Here is a 16168-nt window from a genome sequence, read left to right as displayed (position 1 = left end):
ATCCCCCGGTGGCTTTTCTGTGACTCAGATCCCGACGTGGAGCGGTGGACCAGTCAGTCCCCCGAACGGACGCGCGGCACCCGGCACCACCATCGGTGGTCGCTACTCGCTGCGGTCCCCGGTGGGCAACGGCGGCATGGGCACGGTCTGGCGCGCCACAGACACGCTGCTGCGCCGTGACGTGGCGGTCAAGGAGGTTGTCCTCCCGCCCGGGCTGGCCCCGAGCGACCGCGACGCGATGTACGAGCGCACCCTGCGCGAGGCCCGCGCGGCCGCCGCGATCCAGCACCCCGCGGTGGTCCAGGTGTACGACGTGGTCACCGAGGGTGGCCGGCCGTGGATCGTGATGGAGCTGCTGGACGCCCGCAGCCTCGCCGACATGGTCATCGAGGACGGGCCGGTGGCGCCCCGCGCGGTCGCCAAGATCGGCATCGCTCTGCTCGGCGCCCTGGAGGTCGCGCACGCGATCGGCGTGCTGCACCGGGACGTGAAGCCGGCCAACGTGCTGATCTGCAACGACGGTCGCTGCGTGCTGACCGACTTCGGGGTGGCCCGGATGCCCACCGACGTGCAGCTCACCACGCCCGGCATGGTGCTCGGGTCGCCGCACTTCATCTCGCCGGAACGGGCGATGGGCCAGGAGTTCGGGCCGCCGAGCGACCTCTTCTCGCTGGGCGTCACGCTCTACACGGCGGTGGAGGGGCGGCCGCCCTTCGACAAGGGCGACCCGATCGAGACGATGCACGCCGTGGTCGAGGACCCGCCGGCCACCCCGCAGCGCAGCGGTCCGCTGACCCGGGTGCTGATGGGGTTGCTGGAGAAGGACCCGGCCCGCCGGCTGGACGTGCACACCGCCCGGGCCATGCTGCGCGAGCTGCTCGCCGGCCCGCTGACCAGCACCGCGACCGCGGTCAACTCGGTCACCGACCCGTACGCCGTGGTGCCGGTGCAGCGGCCGGCCGCGCCGCCGCCCCCGGCCGCGCCGGAGCCGAAGCCGACCGGCCAGATCGGCGGCCGGGCGATGATCGGGCCCGGTGAGTCGCTCACCGACCGGCTCGCCGCGCTGCGCCGGGGCGAGCGCCCCGAGGCGGCGGCCGCGGGCGGCGCCGCGCTCGACGAGACCAGCGCGGACGCGCTGGCCGGTCCGCTGCACACCCCGACCGGGGCGATGCCCACGCCGGGACGCGCGGGCACCGCGTACGGCACGCCCGAGGCAACCCAGCGGATCTCCCCGGACGCCACCCAGCGCCTCGGCCATCAGGGGGCGCCGGAGGCCACCCAGCGGATCTCCACCGGCCACCCGGACGCCACCCAGGCGGTGTACGGCCGGGCACCCGAGGCCAGCCGGCCCGGGTACGGCGGCGGCCAGTGGTCGGTGCCGGGCACCGGGCAGCCGTGGGCCTCGCCGGGCACCGCCCCCGGCGGGTCCGGCTCCGGTGGCGCGCTGGGCACGCTGAAGGGCACCGGCGGCACGGTGGTCGGCACCGTCAAGGGCTGGCCGCGCAAGGCGCAGCTCGCCGCGGCCGGCGGGCTGGCGGTGCTGCTGCTGATCGGCGCGGTCGTGCTGTTCAGCGGCGACCCCGAGCCGAACCGGCAGATCGTCACGTCGCTGCCGACCGCGACGGCGCCCGCCGGGCCGGGCGTGGAGATGCAGGAGCACTCGGCCAAGGGCATCAGCCTCCAGGTGCCGAAGGGTTGGGACCGGAAGAGCGCCGGGGTCTTCGTCGACTACGTCGACCCGCAGGACAACGGGCGCAAGGTGCGGATCCTCGCCGAGCAGTGGAGCGGCACCTCGGTCAGTTGGGCGGAGTTCGCCTCCCGGAACCTGCGGAACAAGAGCAAGTCCTGCGCCAAGCCCTACCAGGAGCTCGCGATGTCGCAGCCGAAGCTCGCCGGCGAGCCGGCGGCCGAGTTCGAGTACACCTGCGGCGACGGCGAAACCAAGCGGCACGGGGTGTGGCGCGGGGTGGTGAAGGACGGCAAGGTCTACTCGTTCTACCTGACCGCCAACGACGCCGAGTTCGACGCGAGCCGGCCGATCTTCGAGGCGATGGCGAGGTCCTTCCAGCTCACCGGGGCCAACTGAGTCGAGGCCGCGGGCCATTGGTGATCCGCCGCCGTGCTATCAAGGGGCAATGGCGGCGGAAACCACTGAACTTGACGAACTTCGCGAGCAGGCCCGGCGGTGGCTCGACGACGACCCCGACCCGACCAGCCGGGACGAGCTGCGGGCGGTGCTCGACGGGCTGCCGGCCAGCGCGCCGGAGCTGGCCGACCGGTTCGCCGGGCCACTGACCTTCGGCACCGCCGGCCTGCGCGGCCCGCTGCGCGCCGGCCCGAACGGGATGAACCTCGCGGTGGTCACCCAGGCCGCCGCCGGGCTGGTCGGCTGGCTCGCCGCCCAAGGCGGGACCGGCCCGCTGGTGATCGGGTACGACGCCCGGCACGGTTCCCGGGCCTTCGCCGAGCGCACCGCCCAGGTCGCCACCGGGGCGGGGCGCCCCGCGCTGCTGCTGCCCCGGCCGCTGCCCACGCCGGTGCTCGCGTACGCGGTGCTGCACCTCGGCGCGGTGGCCGGGGTGATGGTCACCGCCAGCCACAACCCGCCGCAGGACAACGGCTACAAGGTCTACCTGGGCGCGCAGCTCGGTGGGGAGCTCGGTGGGGGCGCGCAGATCGTGCCGCCGGCCGACGCCGGCATCGAGTCCGCGATCCGGGCGGTGGGCCCGCTGGCGCAGGTGCCGCTCGGCCCGGCCGGCGAGGTGCTCGGCGACGACCTGGTCGCCTCCTACGTGGCCCGGGCCGCCACGCTGATCGACCCGGACGGCCCCCGGGATCTGAAGGTGGCGTACACCCCGCTGCACGGGGTGGGCGGCGCGGTGCTGACCGCCGCCTTCGCCGCGGCCGGCTTCGCGGTGCCGGGCGTGGTGCCCGACCAGGCCGAGCCGGACCCGGCCTTCCCGACGGTGAGCTTCCCCAACCCGGAGGAGCCGGGCGCGGTCGACCGGCTGGTGGCGCTGGCCGACTCGATCGGCGCCGACATCGCCATCGCCAACGACCCGGACGCGGACCGCTGCGCGGTGGTCATCTGCGGCGGGGTGGGTTCGGAGAGCGCGAAGAGTGAGCTTGCGAGACTCGCAGTCGGGGGCGAAGGCCGGCGCAGCTGGCGGATGCTGCGGGGGGACGAGGTGGGGGTGCTGCTCGCCGACCACCTGATGCGCCGGGGCGTGACCGGCCTGTACGCCACCACCATCGTCTCCTCGTCCCTGCTGCGGGCGATGTGCGCGGCCCGTGGCCTGCCGTACGACGAGACGCTGACCGGGTTCAAGTGGATCGTCCGGGCCGGTGGCGGGGCCGAGCCGCTGGTGTTCGGGTACGAGGAGGCACTCGGCTACTGCGTGGCGCCGGGGCACGTTCGGGACAAGGACGGCATCACCGCCGCGCTGACCGTCGCCGAGCTGGCCGCCGGGCTGAAGGCGCAGGGCCTTACCCTCGGCGACCGGCTCGACGAGCTGGCCGCCGAGTTCGGCGTCCACCACACCGACCAACTCTCGATGCGGGTCGAGGACCTGCGGGTGATCGACCGGATGATGGCACGGATCCGGGCGGACACCCCGACGACCCTGCTCGGCCACCAGGTCACCGAGTCGACGGACCTGCTTCCGGAGGCCGACGTGGTGATCCTGCGGACCGACGCGGCCCGGGTGGTGATCCGGCCCTCCGGCACCGAACCGAAGCTCAAGGCGTACCTGGAGGTGGTGGCGCCGGTCGCGGACGGCAACGTCACCGCGGCCCGGCTGCGCGCGGTCGCCGCGGTCTCGGCGCTCCGCGCGGAGATCGCCGCCGCCCTCGGGCTCTGACGACGGTCCCGGGCGTCGTCACGGCGCCCGGGACCCCGCTCACTCCAGGGACGGGTCGAGGGCCACGCCCCTGGGCTCAGGCTCGTTTGCCGAGGGCGGCGTCGACGGCCTGGCCCAGGGCGGCGACCACCAGGCCGACCGAGGGGCGGACCACCGAGTCGTCCAGGCTGACGTTGCCGGAGAAGCCGGCGCCGCCGGCGATCTCCTCCAACCGGCGGCGGGCGTCCCGGGCGTCGTCGCCGGTCAGCCCCAGCGCCGGCTCCATCCGCAGCACCGCGACCAGGGTGGCCAGCGCGGCGGTCCGCTCGTCGGGGAGTTCGCCGCTGGTGAGCGCCGCGGCCAGCCGGCGGCGGATGTCCGCCTCCACCGAGGTGTCGGCGACCGGGTAGCGGTGCACGTGGATGAAGCCCAGCTCGGTCTCGTCGACGTCCCGGACCACCCCCTGGCCGCACAGGTCGCCGAGGATCCGGTCGCGCAGGCCGTGCCGCAGCCGCTGCACCCAGGAGGACGGCGTGTGCGGGGTGTCGGCGGCGATCCGGGCGAGCACCTCGTCGGCGACCGGCTCGCCGGTGGGCGCCGGATCGGTCACCGCCAGGCTTCCCTCGGAGTACGCGATCCGGCCGGCCAGGGCCAGCTCGATCAGCACCGCGGCGGCCATCCCGAGGTCCAGGCTGATCCGCGGCATGGTCGCCTTGCCGGTTTCGTCGTCATAGGCGAGAAGCAGCAGCTCTTCGGCGAGCGCAACACCAGTCATGGCCCGAGACGGTAGCCGTTGTCCGCATCCCCCCGCGCGACAACTCGCCCGGTCGACCCGTCCGGCCCGCCGGGGTCACCGACAGGCCGAGCGGTCGCGTCAGAAGCGGGGCATGCCGCCGAACTGGCGGTCGCCGGCGTCGCCGAGGCCCGGGACGATGAACATCCGGTCGTTCAGGCCCTGGTCGATCGAGGCGGTGACCAGGCGCAGCGGCAGGCGCGACTGCTCCAGCCGCTCGATGGCCACCGGCGCGACGAGGACGCAGAGCACGGTGATGTCGGTGCAGCCGCGGTCGGCGAGCAGCCGGCAGCTGTGCTCCAGCGACCCGCCGGTGGCCACCATCGGTTCGAGGACCAGCACCGGCAGGCCGGTCAGGTCGCGGGGCAGCGACTCCATGTACGCGCGCGGCTCGAACGTCACCTCGTCCCGGGCCAGGCCGACGAAGCCCATCGACGACTCGGGCAGCAGGCCGAGCGCGGCGTCGGCCATGCCGAGACCGGCCCGCAGCACCGGCACCAGCAGCGGCGGGTTGGCCAGCCGGGTGCCCTCGGTGGCGGTGACGGGGGTCTGGATCGGGTACTTCTCGATGGGGAAGGAGCGCGCGGCCTCGTACACCAGCATGGTGGTGAGTTCGTGCAGCGCGGCCCGGAACGACGACGAGTCGGTCCGGGCGTCCCGCATGGCGGTCAGCCGCGACTGGGCGAGCGGGTGGTCAATGACGTGTACGTCCACGATCGCTCAACCTACCGGTCCGCCGGGGCCCGCACTGCGGGTGCGGGGTGACCAGCGACGCCGCTCACGTGTGGCGCTCCCGACCAGGCGACCGTGACCAAGATCACCCGACGCGCGGATGCGTAGTATTCAAGGCATGACGGCGACAGCGACGTCGGCCCGGTCGGACCTCTCCGAGCTGGGACGATCCGAGACCGCTCTGCGGACCTTCCTGCACGGCCTGCCCGGCGTGGACCAGGTCGGCGCGGAGCAGCGGGCGGCACAGCTCGGCACCCGCTCCATCAAGACCACGGCCAAGGCCCAGGCCATCGACCTGGCGATCCGGATGGTCGACCTGACCACCCTCGAAGGGGCCGACACCCCCGGCAAGGTGCGGGCGCTCGCCGCGAAGGCGCTGCGCCCCGACCCGGCCGACCCGACCTGTCCGCACGTCGGCGCGGTCTGCGTCTACCCGGCGATGGTCCCGTACGTGGCCGAGGTGCTGCGCGGCAGCGGGGTCCACCTGGCCAGCGTGGCGACCGCCTTCCCGTCCGGACAGGCCCCGCTGGAGATCAAGCTGGCGGACGTCCGGGCGGCCGTCGAGGCCGGCGCCGACGAGATCGACATGGTGATCAACCGGGGCGCGTTCCTGGCCGGGCGCTACAAGGAGGTCTACGACGAGATCGTGGCCACCAAGTCCGCCTGCGGGGACGCCCACCTCAAGGTGATCCTGGAGACCGGCGAGCTGGCCACGTACGACAACGTGCGGCGGGCCTCCTGGCTGGCCATGCTGGCCGGCGGCGACTTCATCAAGACCTCCACCGGCAAGGTTCCGGTCGCCGCGACGCTGCCGGTGACCCTGGTGATGCTGGAGGCGGTCCGCGACTTCCGCGCCGCCACCGGGCGGCAGGTCGGCGTGAAGCCGGCCGGCGGCATCAAGACCACCAAGGACGCGATCAAGTACCTGGTCATGGTCAACGAGACCGTCGGCGCGGACTGGCTCGACCCGGACTGGTTCCGGTTCGGCGCGTCCAGCCTGCTGAACGACCTGCTCATGCAGCGCACCAAGCTGACGACCGGCGTCTACTCCGGTCCCGACTACTTCACCCTGGACTGAGGTACGGGGCGGGCCGACCTGCGAGGGAGGCTCGGATACCGCCCCTGACCTGCTAGAACACCCCTCATTGGCACACGTCAGCACGCATCACTACGCGCTGGCGTGTGCCTTTTTTGTGCCCCAAATCGCGCTCGGTAGTTGTGCTGGTGAGCCAACGCAGTTATTGTGTGATGAACGCACAACAGAAGACGGGCCCGGCAGGTGCGCTAACACCTGTGCTCCGGGCCCTTGATCGCCTAAGTAGGAGGCGACCCGTGACTATTTCAGCACACGCACCCGTCCCCGCCGGTAGCCGGCTGATCGACGCCGACACCATCCCGCTTCCCCGCCCCCGACCGGCCGTCGAGCTGGTCACCGCCCCGTGCCCGCCCTGGTGCCGCCGTGACCACTCCGGCGAGCAGATCGAGGTCGACGGCTTCCTCCTCGGCACCGTCCACGACCAGGTGCTCGCCGAGCTGACTGCCGGCGACCCGGCCACCTACCGCGACCCGGCCACCGCCACCGTGCTGGTCGAGCGCAGCGACGAGGACGGCGCGGTCATCAGCCCGGCCCGCGTGGTCCTGACGGTCGCCGAGGGGCCAGAGGGCGCCTACGTCGGCGGTGAGGGCGTCCAGGGCTGGACGGGCAGCGTCGAGCAGGCACGCGCCCTGGCCGCCGCGCTGCTGGCCGCCGCCGAGCTGGTCGAGGGCGGTGCGCGATGAGTCCTCTCGCCAACCTGCTGCTGGCCGTGCTCGGCCTGCCCGTCGTGGTCGGCGGTGTCGCCCTGGTCGCCCGGCACCTGGTCTACCGGCACGCCAACGAGTACGCCGGCACCGTTCGCCGCGAGCAGGTCGCCCGCCGGCTCGCCGACCGTCCGAAGGAGTTGACCTGGTGAGCACGTACGGAGAGCGTCCGGCCGAGCCGGGCGAGGTGTGCACCTGCGGGCGGCCCGCCGTGAAGGTGTTCACCGGCGGCCGGCACGGCGACACCGGCTACTGCGGGCTGCCGGACGGCGGCCAGAAGGGCCCGTGCGCGTTCTGCGACGGCCCGCGCCACGAGAGCCAGCGATGCCCCAGCTACCAGCTGCGCCCGACCGGAGGTACCCGGTGAACCTGACCACCATCACCAGCCGTGCCGCTGCCGCCCTCGTGGCGGCGGTGGCCGGCAGCGCGTCCTACGTCCACATCCGCGACGTCGCCACGAACGCCGGCGAGCACCCCGGCGTCGCCGCCGTCCTGCCCCTGGCCATCGACGGTCTGATCCTGGTCGCCACCCTGGCGATGCTCGACGACAAGCGGCACCAGCGGCGCCCGCGGCTGTCCGCCCGGGTCGCGCTGGTGTTCGGCATCCTCGCCACCCTCGCCGCCAACGTGGCCTCCGCCGAGCCGACCATCACGGCCCGACTGGTCGCCGCCGTGCCGGCGGTGTCCTTCCTTCTGGCCGTCGAGGTGCTCGCCCGCTCCGGCAAGCCGCTGCCGGTCGTGTCTCCAATTGGAGACGCCGAGCTGGTCGAGGTGACGCCAGAGCCGGCCCCGGTCGACCCGTGGAACTACGCCGAGCCGATCGGCCCGGTGACGCCACCGCCGCCGCCGGTTGACGCCAAGCCGGCCGCCAAGCGGACACGTCCCCGTTCCCTCACCAGCGCGGAGAAGGTGGCCCGTGCTGCCGCCAAGCTGCCCGCCGGAACGGTGGCGCAGGTCGCCGCCAAAGCCGGCGTGAGTGAGTCCACCGCCCGCCGCTATCTGCCGTCACCAACCGCGCCGGTAGCTGCGGAAACCCGCATCAACGGCACGCCAGTCCTGGAGGCCACCGGTGTGTGACAAGCCCTGCACCCGCTGCCCCGAACTGGACGCGCGGCTCGCCGGTATCGCCGGCGGGCTGCACGCCCTGGCCGCCCTCATCAACAAGGAACTGACCGAAGAACAAACCATGTCCCGCCGCGAGCTGCTCGACGTCACCGCCGTGCGGATCGAGAACCTGGCCGCCAACGCCATGGGGAGGTACTGACCATGACCACCATCCCGTTCGACGAGTTCGACGACGCCGAGTCGTACGACCTCGACGCGCTGCCCGCCGGCGGCCCGGTCGACCCGCCGGACCGCAAGGTCACGTTCGGCGACCTGGTGTCGCGCACCGACCAGCGGCGCCCGATCGTCCCGGCGTCGCTGCGCTCGACCGACCAGCGGCGCGCACTGTCCCGCTGGGCCGCCGCCTACGGGCTGCACACCGCCGCCTACCACCTGACCCGATCCCCGAAGTACGCCGCCAAGGTCGCCGCCTACGCGCCGCGTGGGGCGTGGCGGGCCGGCTCGTCGACGTTCTGGTGGGCCGCCGGCGGCAAGCACAACTGGCAGGGCCGGCAGTCCGCCGCCAACACCGAGGACTGGCACCTGTGGCAGTCGATGAACCGGGTACGCGCGAAGGAGTCCGGCGCCCGCTGGTGGGTGGTCGGCGCCGGCCTGGTGCTGCTGCTCGCGCTGGTCGTCGCCGCGGTGGTGGCCGACATGCCGCCGGTCGGTTGGTACGCCGTCCTCGTCGCCCTGGTGCTGCTCGCCGCCCGCCACGGGCGGCCCGGTGACAAGCCGATCCTTGACCGGGTGACGCCCGGCCGGGCGTACCGCAAGCTGACCGCCGAGGTCGTGCGGGCGGCGCTGCTGGCCACCGGGTACGGCAAGGAGCCGGGAGACTTCCAGTTCCCGCGTGAGATCCACCGCGACGGGCCCGGCTACTCGGCGCTGGTCGACCTCCCGGCGGGTGTCACCGCGGCGATGGTGATGGACAAGCGCGCCCAGCTCGCCGGCTCGCCGGCGCTGCGGCTGCCCGTCGACCAGGTGTGGCTCAAGCCCGGCAAGCACGCCGGGCAGGTCGAAATCTGGGTGTCCGACGTGCCCGTCTCGCACACCGCTCAGCCGAAGTGGCCGCTGCTGAAGGCCGGGAAGGCTGACCTGTTCAAGCCGCTGCCGTTCGGCACCAACGAGCGCGGCGCCCCGCTGGCGCTGCTGCTCATGTTTACCAACCTGGTCATCGGCGCGATCCCGCGCATGGGTAAGACGTTCGTGTTGCGCCTGGCGCTGCTCGCCGCCGCCCTCGACCCGCGGGCCGAAATCTGGGCAGTGGACCTCAAGGGCACCGGCGACCTGGGGATGCTGCAGCCGGTCGCCACTGAGTACATCGTCGGCGACGACGAGGAGGAGATGACCGCGCTGCTCGGCGCGCTGCGGGACCTGTCCCGGGAGCTGCGCCGGCGGGCGAAGGTGATCCGCGGCCTGCCCCGCGACGTGTGCCCGGAGTCGAAGGTGACGCCGGAGCTGGCCGCGAACCGGTCGCTGGGCCTGCACCCGATCGTGGTGGGCATCGACGAGTGCCAGGTGATGTTCACGCACCCGAAGTACGGCGACGAGTTCGAGGCGCTGTGCACTGACCTGATCAAGCGCGGGCCGGCGCTCGGCATCATGCTGCTCCTGGCCACGCAGCGGCCCGACGCGAAGAGCCTGCCGACCGGGATCTCCGGCAACGCTGGCGCCCGGTTCTGCCTGCGGGTGATGGGGCAGAGCGAGAACGACATGGTGTTGGGCACGTCGATGTACAAGAACGGCTACCGGGCCACCCAGTTCACCGCCGCCGACAAGGGCATGGGCCTGCTGGTCGGCGCGTACGACGACCCGACGATGGTCCGCACGTACTACGTGGACGCCCCGACCGCTGAGCGGGTGGTGGAGCGCGCCCTCGAGCTGCGCCAGCGGGCGGGCACGCTGCCGACCGCCGACCAGCAGCGCGAGCGGGTCCCGGCGTACAACCTCCTCGCCGACGTGCGGGCGGTGTGGGTCGACGGTGAGACGGCGCTGTGGTCGGAGCTGATCGTGCCCCGCCTCGCCCAGCTGCGGCCCGACATCTACGGCCAGTGGGACGTCAAGACGTTCGGCGCCGCGATGAAGGCCGCCGGCGTCGCCACCGTGTCGATCCACCGCAAGCTCGACGGCGGGAAGGGCTCGACGAAGTACGGCGTCAAGCTCGACGCCCTGGCCGCCGTCCTGCCCGCCGACCAGCGGCCCGCGATCGGCGACTGATAGCGGGGGGTGCGCTATCCGATAGCGCACGGGCTAGCGCACCCCACCGCCTGTGACCTGCGGATAGCCCGATAGCCCGGTGGCTGGCCAGCCACCCGAAGATCGCCCAGGAGGGCACCGTGAGAGGGACCCTGTTCGCAATCGCTATCACCGGCGTGGTCGTCCTGCGCTACGTCGTCAGCTCGTGCATCATCCGACCGTTCCGCGACTGCTGGCTGTGCAAGGGCCGCGGCTACTTCCACAGCAAGCGCAAGCGCAAGCTGTCCCGGGGCTGCCGGCGCTGCGGGTACACCGGGAAGCGGCTGCGGATCGGCCGGCGACTGTGGAACCGCGCCCGGCGCGTCCAGCGCGAGGCGTAACCCGATCAAAGCGTGACAACGGCCCCCGGCATCACGCTGGGGGCCGTTGTCACGCTCAGTATCGGTTACAGACGGTCAATCTTGGGCGAGTCACCACCAGATTTCACCCTGAGTGACCCACTCCACGGCGCTTCCCACTACGTAGCGTGACGCCAAACGTGCGGGGAGAGAAAGCCTGACGGCTGGCGGGGGTCCGGGCCGCCCCCCGGTCTGGATTTTTTCCGGCCCACCACGACCCTGAGTGACTGCCCGCCACGTACCCTGAGTGACCGCCCGCCGGGGGCGCTACTGAGCGTCACCCTCGATGGGGCTACCCAGGGTAATGAGGGCTATCGGCCCGGTGCGTCTGCGCAGCGTGGATCAGGGCGGCAGAAAGGTTGGCCGCTCCCCGCGCTTCGTCCCCGGCTTGCTGCACGGCGGTGGATCCGTACACCGGGCCTCGGGTGACGTTGACGCTGCTCGCACCGGGCCGACGCCCTGGTCAGTTGCCGAAGATCGCGCGGTGCTCGTCCTCGGTCAGCGTGGACTCGGCGGCCCGCCGCTGCTGCTCTTCCTCCTGGGCGATCAGCGACGCCTCGGCCGTGGCGTCCTGCTGGGCGTACCGCTCGGCCTGGCTCGGTCCGTACACCTCGCGCATCAGGGCATCGAGGCGTGGGGTGGCCGACGTGGCGTTGGAGGGTTGGAGGGTGCTGGCGAGCACGGTGCGGCCGGTGTCGTCCTTGGCCCACACCTGGCCCGGGTTGTGCTGCTCGGGGAAGACCGGCGCCAGGCTCCGGATGATGCTCTCAACCTGTGAGGGCGTGTCCGGCTTGGCGCTCGCCTTGATCTGCCGGCGCTCGATGTCGAGGCGCTGCTGCCAGTAGGCGGCGCGGGCGGCGGTGTAGCGGCCGGTCCTGACGCCCCAGGCGACGACGGTCTCATCGGGTCGCTGCTGCTCGTCGGCCATCACGCACCTCCCAGGACGCGCAGCTTGGCGCCGCCGGCGGCGGCGGTGGTGAGGGCGACGCCCACGCGGGTGCCGGTGGTGCGGAGCTTGACCTGTCCGGCGGTGGTCGACGGCTCGACGACCTGGCCGGCGGTGACCGCGGCTGACGCGACGAGCTCGTGCACGTTGCCCTGCAGGTGCCACACGGTGACCCGGGTGCCGCTGGCGGCGTCGTGGGCGGCAACGCCGGCGAGCTCGTCGGTGATGGCGGTTGACGGCTCGACCGTGCTGACGCCCGACACCTTGAGCACCTGGCCGCCGGTGATCGCGGCGCTGGCGGTCATGGTGAAGTTCTCGCCGACGTAGACGGGGGTGTGGTCAGCCATTGAGCTGCACCTCCTCCACCATGTTCTTGTCGAGCAGCTGGGTGACGTCGCCCTGGTCGACGTCCGCGGGCAGCAGGGCGTCACGGTAGAACGTCATGACGGTGCTCGCCGACGGGCGGCCCCTCACGCTCATGCCCAGCGACACCGGCACCTTGGCCATGACGCAGGGCGAGATCACCCGGTACCGGGTGATGGTTGTGGTTGATGCCACTGGACCTCCTCTGTCCACACGATCTGCCAGATTCGGGCGCCGTGTCGGCGGGCCGGTAGGTCACCGTCCGCGCAACGCTTCTGCACCGCCCGGATCGAGAGGCCGAGCCGGAGTGCGGCGGTGGCCGTGTCGATCAGCTCTGATCGTGGGGCAGGGATGGACCGCGTACCTACTTCCGTTCGCGTAGGCGCATCGTGGGCGGCTTGCAGCTCGGCGAACGCCTGCCGGATGTCGTCGGGCAGCTCGGTGCCGTTCCGGCGGGCACCTGCTCGCCGGAGCACCGCGGCGAGCGCGACCAACGCCAGCTCGGCGGTACGCGGGGACACGTCGCTCACGGCTCGACCCCTAGCCGTGCGGCGAGCACCCACCACTCTGGTGCGGTCAGCAGGATCTCACCGGGCCGGGCGGCGGTGACGGCCAGGACGGCGGCGACGTCTAGCAGCTGGTCGACGGTGAGCTGGCCGAGGGCGGCCCGGGCGGCGGCGTATCCGCCGGCGCTGGTGGACTCGGCGAGCGCGGCTAGGGCGACGTCGCGGGCGGCGGTGAGCGTCTCGGCCGCGACCGGGCCGGCCTGGGCGGTCATGCGGCTTCCCGGCGGTGCATGGCGGCCAGGGCTTGCAGGGCGCGGGCACGGCGGCGGGTGAGGTAGTCCAGGGCGGTCTTGTCGCGGCGTTCTTCGGCGACGAGGATCGCGCGGTCGAGTCGGCGGAGTTCCCGGTTGGCGCTGCTGACGCCTCGGATCTTGTGCGGGAAGTCGTAGACGGCGGTGGGCACGTTCTCTCCTGTCTGGTGGGTGGTGCCCGTACCCCTCGGGCGGTCCTGTTCGGCCGTCAGCGGCCGGCTCAGCGGGTTGTAGCTGGTCACGGCTGCGGGTCAACGGGCCGGAGCTTCGCCGCTATGGCTTCGATCAGCTCGTCGGCGTGGGCGTTGAGCCATTTGGTGATGGCCCGTTCTGCGGCGTCCTCGATGGCCTGGGGCACGGTCACGTCGTGCTGGCTGAGCCAGAAGTCGAACGCGTCGGCCACGCCGGCTCGGGTCTGGTCGGGGCTGCTCATCGGGCGGTCACCTTCATCGCTTTGTAGGTGGGGCACCAGTCGTCGTGGTGCACGGTGATGCAGTGCAGGTTGGGTCCGTGGTGGTCGGCCTGCAGGACTTGGTAGGCGTTGCAGGTGTCGCACCCGCCGGGGATGCGTGCGCCGTCGTGGGAGCGGAACAGCATCGAGACGGGGTTGGTGCGACGGAGCTTCTTCCGGTTGCTCATGCTCGCCGCCGGATTCCCTCGGTGGTCAGCACCCGGGCCAGCCACTCGGCGAAGTAGCGCACCATCTCGTCCCGCTCCGCGGGCGTCTGCGCGTAGTACGTGCCGTCAACGATGATCCCCACGTCGAACGATCCCGGCCCCCGGTCGATTGCCTCCACCCGGAGCCAGTCGGCGCGGTCGGCGAGGAAGCCGGCGGCGGTGTCGTCGCCTGGCACTGGCTGCGCGACGGCGGTACGTCCGCACCGGCCGCACCGCCAGCTGGTGCCTGCGTCCGTGGCCGGGTCGATGGTGACGGCGGTGCCGCAGTCGACGCATGGCGTCTTGGTCATGGCTTCCTCTTTTCTTGATCTTGCCGGTGACGTGCTGTGCTCCGCCGCTCTCTTAGGCGGAGCGCACCACGTGGTGCTCTGTGCTCTGGGGTGCTCTGGAGCACCTGGAGCACCTACGGATGCGGCGAGTAGTGAAGGTGTGACTTGCCCGGCCCTGGCTCGACACGCAGCCTGGCCGACTTGACCGCCTTGCCCGCGCGCCCTGGCCCCCAGCCGAACTCACTGCAGATGGCGTTCTGCGTGCACCCCGGGTTGGCGGCCACAAACTCCAGCACCGATTCGGAGTCCCTGTTCGCCGCGACGGTGCGTCGGTCCCAGCCGCCCAGGGACAGCCCGCGGGTAGCGGTGTCGAAGGTCAGTTGCTCCTCCGCCACGTCCACGTCCCGGCCCTCAGCGCGCAGGAAGCGCACACCCACCTCGTCCTTGGTCAGGTACCAGAGCGCGTCCGGCCAACCTTCGAGCCGCTGGGATCCGCTGGCGGACTCCTCGCCGGACTCAGCCTTGGCCTTCGGTGTGTGCGCCGGCATGATCAGTTCATCCACGCCGGCCTCCGCTTTGATGACGTCCAGGTGGTCCAGGAAGGCACCCACCTTCATCTCCGCGTTGCCGTCGTCCACCGAGCCGATGGCGGCGCGCGAGAACGGGTCCACCACCCACACCTTGATGTCCCGCTGGCGCAGCCAGGAGACGATCCACGCCCGGACGCGTGGGTCAGCGATGGGCAGCCGCTTGCCGCGCAGGTGGAGCATGTGGACCTTGTCGGCGTTCACCACACCGACGTCGCGCATCCAGTCCCGGTACTGGTCAGCCCCGACCTCGTAGTTGAAGACCGCGATACCGCCATCTACCGGGGTGGTGTCGAACCGGTCGAGGAACGGTTCGCCGTCGGCGAGGCAGCGCACGGCGTGGTTGACCATCGTGGTCTTGCCCGACTTGCGGGTGGCGACCAGCAGCGCGTTGTGTCCGGCGCCGAGCATGCCCTTGAATCGCCAGGAGACCTCCGGGCGGGGCAGCGCCAGTTCGTCGGCCAGCGTGCCGTACAGGTCCGGCGGGGCCCATGTGCGTGCGTGCCGCTCCTGGTCCACCAGTTCCCGTGCGGCTTCCCGCACCTTCAGCCGATGGGCGGCTTCGGCTACTTCGATGGCGAACGGGACGACCTGGGGCGTTGCCTCGGCCATCGTCTGCGCCCATTCCGCTTCCCTGTCGACTTCCGGTTCCCTGTCGACTCCAGCGAGCCAGCCGGCCGGGTCGCAGAACTCGCAGCCGTCGCGGTGACACGGGTTCGAGGGGGTGCACGCCATCTCCCGGGGAGCCCGCGGCGTGGCCTTTCCCTTCTCCAGCCCGGAGGCGATGGTGGCGGCGATCTCGCGCTCGTCGAGTCCCGCCGTGCGTGCCGCATCGGCGAGCGCCTGGGTCACCTCGTACTCGTCCAGTTCCCCACCGCCGACGAGCTGGCCGAGGGAGAAGGCGGCCCGGTTGAGGGTGTCGTTGCGGGTTCCGGCGACAGCGGTGCGCACCCGCGCGGTTTCGCCGGCTAGGGCGGCTTGGCCGTATCCGCGCCCGTTGGTGGGCTGCGCCGGCAGGATGAACGGCTTGGCCAGAACCTGCTGGCGCTCGGCGCGCAGGGCTCGGGCTCGCTGCAGGAAGGAGTCGGTGGTCACGGCGTCGCCCCCTTCCGGGCGACACCGACACCGGCGATGAGCCAGCGGATGACCTTGTGCCGGTCCATCGGCTCGACGCCGAGCGCCGTGGTGATCTCGTTGGCGATGGCCTGCTCGGCGGCGGCGTATCCGTCGGCGTAGCCCTCGGCGTACTGGTGCCGGCCTTCCCACTCGGTCTGTTCGTGCCAGGCGGGAGGGAGACGCGTAGGATGGCTACCGGTCTCGCCGACCTGCTCTGCCGCCGCCCCGTTGCCCGCGGGGCGGCTGTGTGTCTGGGTCATGCGACCTTCGCTCCCGCCTGCTCGTCGAGCCACTTCTCGACGTCGGACCAGCGGTAACGAACGCCCCGGCCCACCGTGGAGAACCGCGGCCCGGTCCCCTGGTAGCGCCACCGCTCAAGCGTCCGGAGCGGCTTCTGGAGGTACTCCGCGACTTCCTGCGGCGTCGCGAGTGCGCGACCTTGACTCTGCATTGCTGCTCCTATCGCACAGATTTTGCGTAGTGACGGCAGCATGACGCGGAATCTTGCGTGTGTCAAGGTCGCACCG

Annotated in this window: 23 protein-coding genes; 10 read left to right on the top strand and 13 right to left on the bottom strand. The window is 72.2% G+C overall.

From position 1 onward, the window contains the following. Positions 1-19 precede the first annotated feature (19 nt). Positions 20-2086, top strand: coding sequence for a serine/threonine-protein kinase (locus ACTWO6_RS04135; protein ID WP_446218303.1), 2067 nt, complete (start codon positions 20-22; stop codon positions 2084-2086). 49 nt (positions 2087-2135) lie between these two features. Continuing rightward, positions 2136-3860, top strand: a complete 1725-nt coding sequence (locus tag ACTWO6_RS04130; protein WP_446218302.1) for a phospho-sugar mutase — start codon at positions 2136-2138, stop codon at positions 3858-3860. A 76-nt stretch (positions 3861-3936) separates the two neighbouring features. Here ACTWO6_RS04130 and ACTWO6_RS04125 read toward each other — a convergent pair whose 3' ends face one another. Then, the gene (locus ACTWO6_RS04125) at positions 3937-4614 is read right to left on the bottom strand and encodes a GOLPH3/VPS74 family protein (RefSeq protein WP_446218301.1); all 678 of its coding nucleotides are present in this window, start codon (positions 4612-4614) and stop codon (positions 3937-3939) included. 99 nt (positions 4615-4713) lie between these two features. Beyond that, positions 4714-5346 carry a uracil phosphoribosyltransferase gene (gene upp / locus ACTWO6_RS04120; protein WP_446218300.1) on the bottom strand — a complete coding sequence of 211 codons (633 nt, stop codon included), beginning with the start codon at positions 5344-5346 and terminating at the stop codon, positions 4714-4716. 136 nt (positions 5347-5482) lie between these two features. Between upp and deoC the strand changes: the two genes are divergently transcribed. The 8 genes from deoC to ACTWO6_RS04080 all read left to right on the top strand — a co-directional run bounded on the left by deoC (position 5483) and on the right by ACTWO6_RS04080 (position 10847). Then, entirely contained in the window at positions 5483-6442 is a 960-nt protein-coding gene (gene deoC, locus ACTWO6_RS04115; RefSeq protein WP_446218299.1) for a deoxyribose-phosphate aldolase, read from the top strand. Between the two features lie 254 nt (positions 6443-6696). Then, positions 6697-7143 (top strand): DUF6907 domain-containing protein, encoded by a 447-nt coding sequence (locus ACTWO6_RS04110; protein WP_446218298.1) that lies wholly within the window; start codon positions 6697-6699, stop codon positions 7141-7143. Beyond that, complete coding sequence (locus ACTWO6_RS04105; RefSeq protein ID WP_446218297.1) at positions 7140-7316, top strand: hypothetical protein; 177 nt, start codon at positions 7140-7142, stop codon at positions 7314-7316. The genes ACTWO6_RS04110 and ACTWO6_RS04105 overlap by 4 nt, the downstream gene beginning before the upstream one ends. Beyond that, entirely contained in the window at positions 7313-7531 is a 219-nt protein-coding gene (locus ACTWO6_RS04100) for a hypothetical protein (protein WP_446218296.1), read from the top strand. The genes ACTWO6_RS04105 and ACTWO6_RS04100 overlap by 4 nt, the downstream gene beginning before the upstream one ends. Next, positions 7528-8241, top strand: coding sequence for a DUF2637 domain-containing protein (locus ACTWO6_RS04095; RefSeq protein WP_446218295.1), 714 nt, complete (start codon positions 7528-7530; stop codon positions 8239-8241). The genes ACTWO6_RS04100 and ACTWO6_RS04095 overlap by 4 nt, the downstream gene beginning before the upstream one ends. Continuing rightward, on the top strand, positions 8234-8428 hold the full coding sequence (locus ACTWO6_RS04090) for a hypothetical protein (RefSeq protein ID WP_446218294.1): 195 nt from the start codon (positions 8234-8236) through the stop codon (positions 8426-8428). The genes ACTWO6_RS04095 and ACTWO6_RS04090 overlap by 8 nt, the downstream gene beginning before the upstream one ends. Before the next feature lie 2 nt (positions 8429-8430). Then, positions 8431-10488 (top strand): cell division protein FtsK, encoded by a 2058-nt coding sequence (locus tag ACTWO6_RS04085; protein WP_446218293.1) that lies wholly within the window; start codon positions 8431-8433, stop codon positions 10486-10488. 119 nt (positions 10489-10607) lie between these two features. Further along, complete coding sequence (locus ACTWO6_RS04080) at positions 10608-10847, top strand: hypothetical protein (RefSeq protein ID WP_446218292.1); 240 nt, start codon at positions 10608-10610, stop codon at positions 10845-10847. A gap of 481 nt (positions 10848-11328) precedes the next feature. On the opposite strand, the gene ACTWO6_RS04075 is transcribed toward ACTWO6_RS04080, so the two are convergent. From ACTWO6_RS04075 to ACTWO6_RS04025, 11 genes are all read right to left on the bottom strand, one after another. Next, positions 11329-11793: a hypothetical protein gene (locus tag ACTWO6_RS04075; protein WP_446218291.1), complete on the bottom strand. Its 465-nt coding sequence runs from the start codon at positions 11791-11793 to the stop codon at positions 11329-11331. Beyond that, complete coding sequence (locus tag ACTWO6_RS04070) at positions 11793-12158, bottom strand: capsid cement protein (RefSeq protein ID WP_446218290.1); 366 nt, start codon at positions 12156-12158, stop codon at positions 11793-11795. The genes ACTWO6_RS04075 and ACTWO6_RS04070 overlap by 1 nt, the downstream gene beginning before the upstream one ends. Next, positions 12151-12369 carry a hypothetical protein gene (locus ACTWO6_RS04065; RefSeq protein ID WP_446218289.1) on the bottom strand — a complete coding sequence of 73 codons (219 nt, stop codon included), beginning with the start codon at positions 12367-12369 and terminating at the stop codon, positions 12151-12153. Before ACTWO6_RS04065 ends, ACTWO6_RS04070 begins: the two co-directional genes overlap by 8 nt. Positions 12370-12700: 331 nt before the next feature. After that, the gene (locus tag ACTWO6_RS04060; protein ID WP_446218288.1) at positions 12701-12952 is read right to left on the bottom strand and encodes a hypothetical protein; all 252 of its coding nucleotides are present in this window, start codon (positions 12950-12952) and stop codon (positions 12701-12703) included. Then, positions 12949-13233, bottom strand: a complete 285-nt coding sequence (locus ACTWO6_RS04055) for a hypothetical protein (protein ID WP_446218287.1) — start codon at positions 13231-13233, stop codon at positions 12949-12951. The genes ACTWO6_RS04060 and ACTWO6_RS04055 overlap by 4 nt, the downstream gene beginning before the upstream one ends. Then, positions 13230-13424 carry a hypothetical protein gene (locus tag ACTWO6_RS04050; protein ID WP_446218286.1) on the bottom strand — a complete coding sequence of 65 codons (195 nt, stop codon included), beginning with the start codon at positions 13422-13424 and terminating at the stop codon, positions 13230-13232. Before ACTWO6_RS04050 ends, ACTWO6_RS04055 begins: the two co-directional genes overlap by 4 nt. Beyond that, a complete protein-coding gene (locus ACTWO6_RS04045) occupies positions 13421-13630 on the bottom strand; it encodes a hypothetical protein (protein WP_446218285.1) in 210 nt (69 codons plus the stop codon). The genes ACTWO6_RS04050 and ACTWO6_RS04045 overlap by 4 nt, the downstream gene beginning before the upstream one ends. After that, positions 13627-13959, bottom strand: a complete 333-nt coding sequence (locus ACTWO6_RS04040; protein ID WP_446218284.1) for a hypothetical protein — start codon at positions 13957-13959, stop codon at positions 13627-13629. Before ACTWO6_RS04040 ends, ACTWO6_RS04045 begins: the two co-directional genes overlap by 4 nt. A 113-nt stretch (positions 13960-14072) precedes the next feature. Continuing rightward, on the bottom strand, positions 14073-15620 hold the full coding sequence (locus ACTWO6_RS04035; RefSeq protein WP_446218283.1) for an AAA family ATPase: 1548 nt from the start codon (positions 15618-15620) through the stop codon (positions 14073-14075). Then, complete coding sequence (locus tag ACTWO6_RS04030) at positions 15617-15901, bottom strand: hypothetical protein (protein WP_446218282.1); 285 nt, start codon at positions 15899-15901, stop codon at positions 15617-15619. The genes ACTWO6_RS04035 and ACTWO6_RS04030 overlap by 4 nt, the downstream gene beginning before the upstream one ends. Then, positions 15898-16092: a helix-turn-helix transcriptional regulator gene (locus ACTWO6_RS04025; protein ID WP_446218281.1), complete on the bottom strand. Its 195-nt coding sequence runs from the start codon at positions 16090-16092 to the stop codon at positions 15898-15900. Before ACTWO6_RS04025 ends, ACTWO6_RS04030 begins: the two co-directional genes overlap by 4 nt. Positions 16093-16168 lie beyond the last annotated feature (76 nt).

The organism is Micromonospora sp. IBHARD004, from assembly GCF_052814115.1.
The sequence above is the reverse complement of the archived record's forward strand: the minus strand, read 5'-3'. Positions and strand labels throughout refer to the sequence as shown.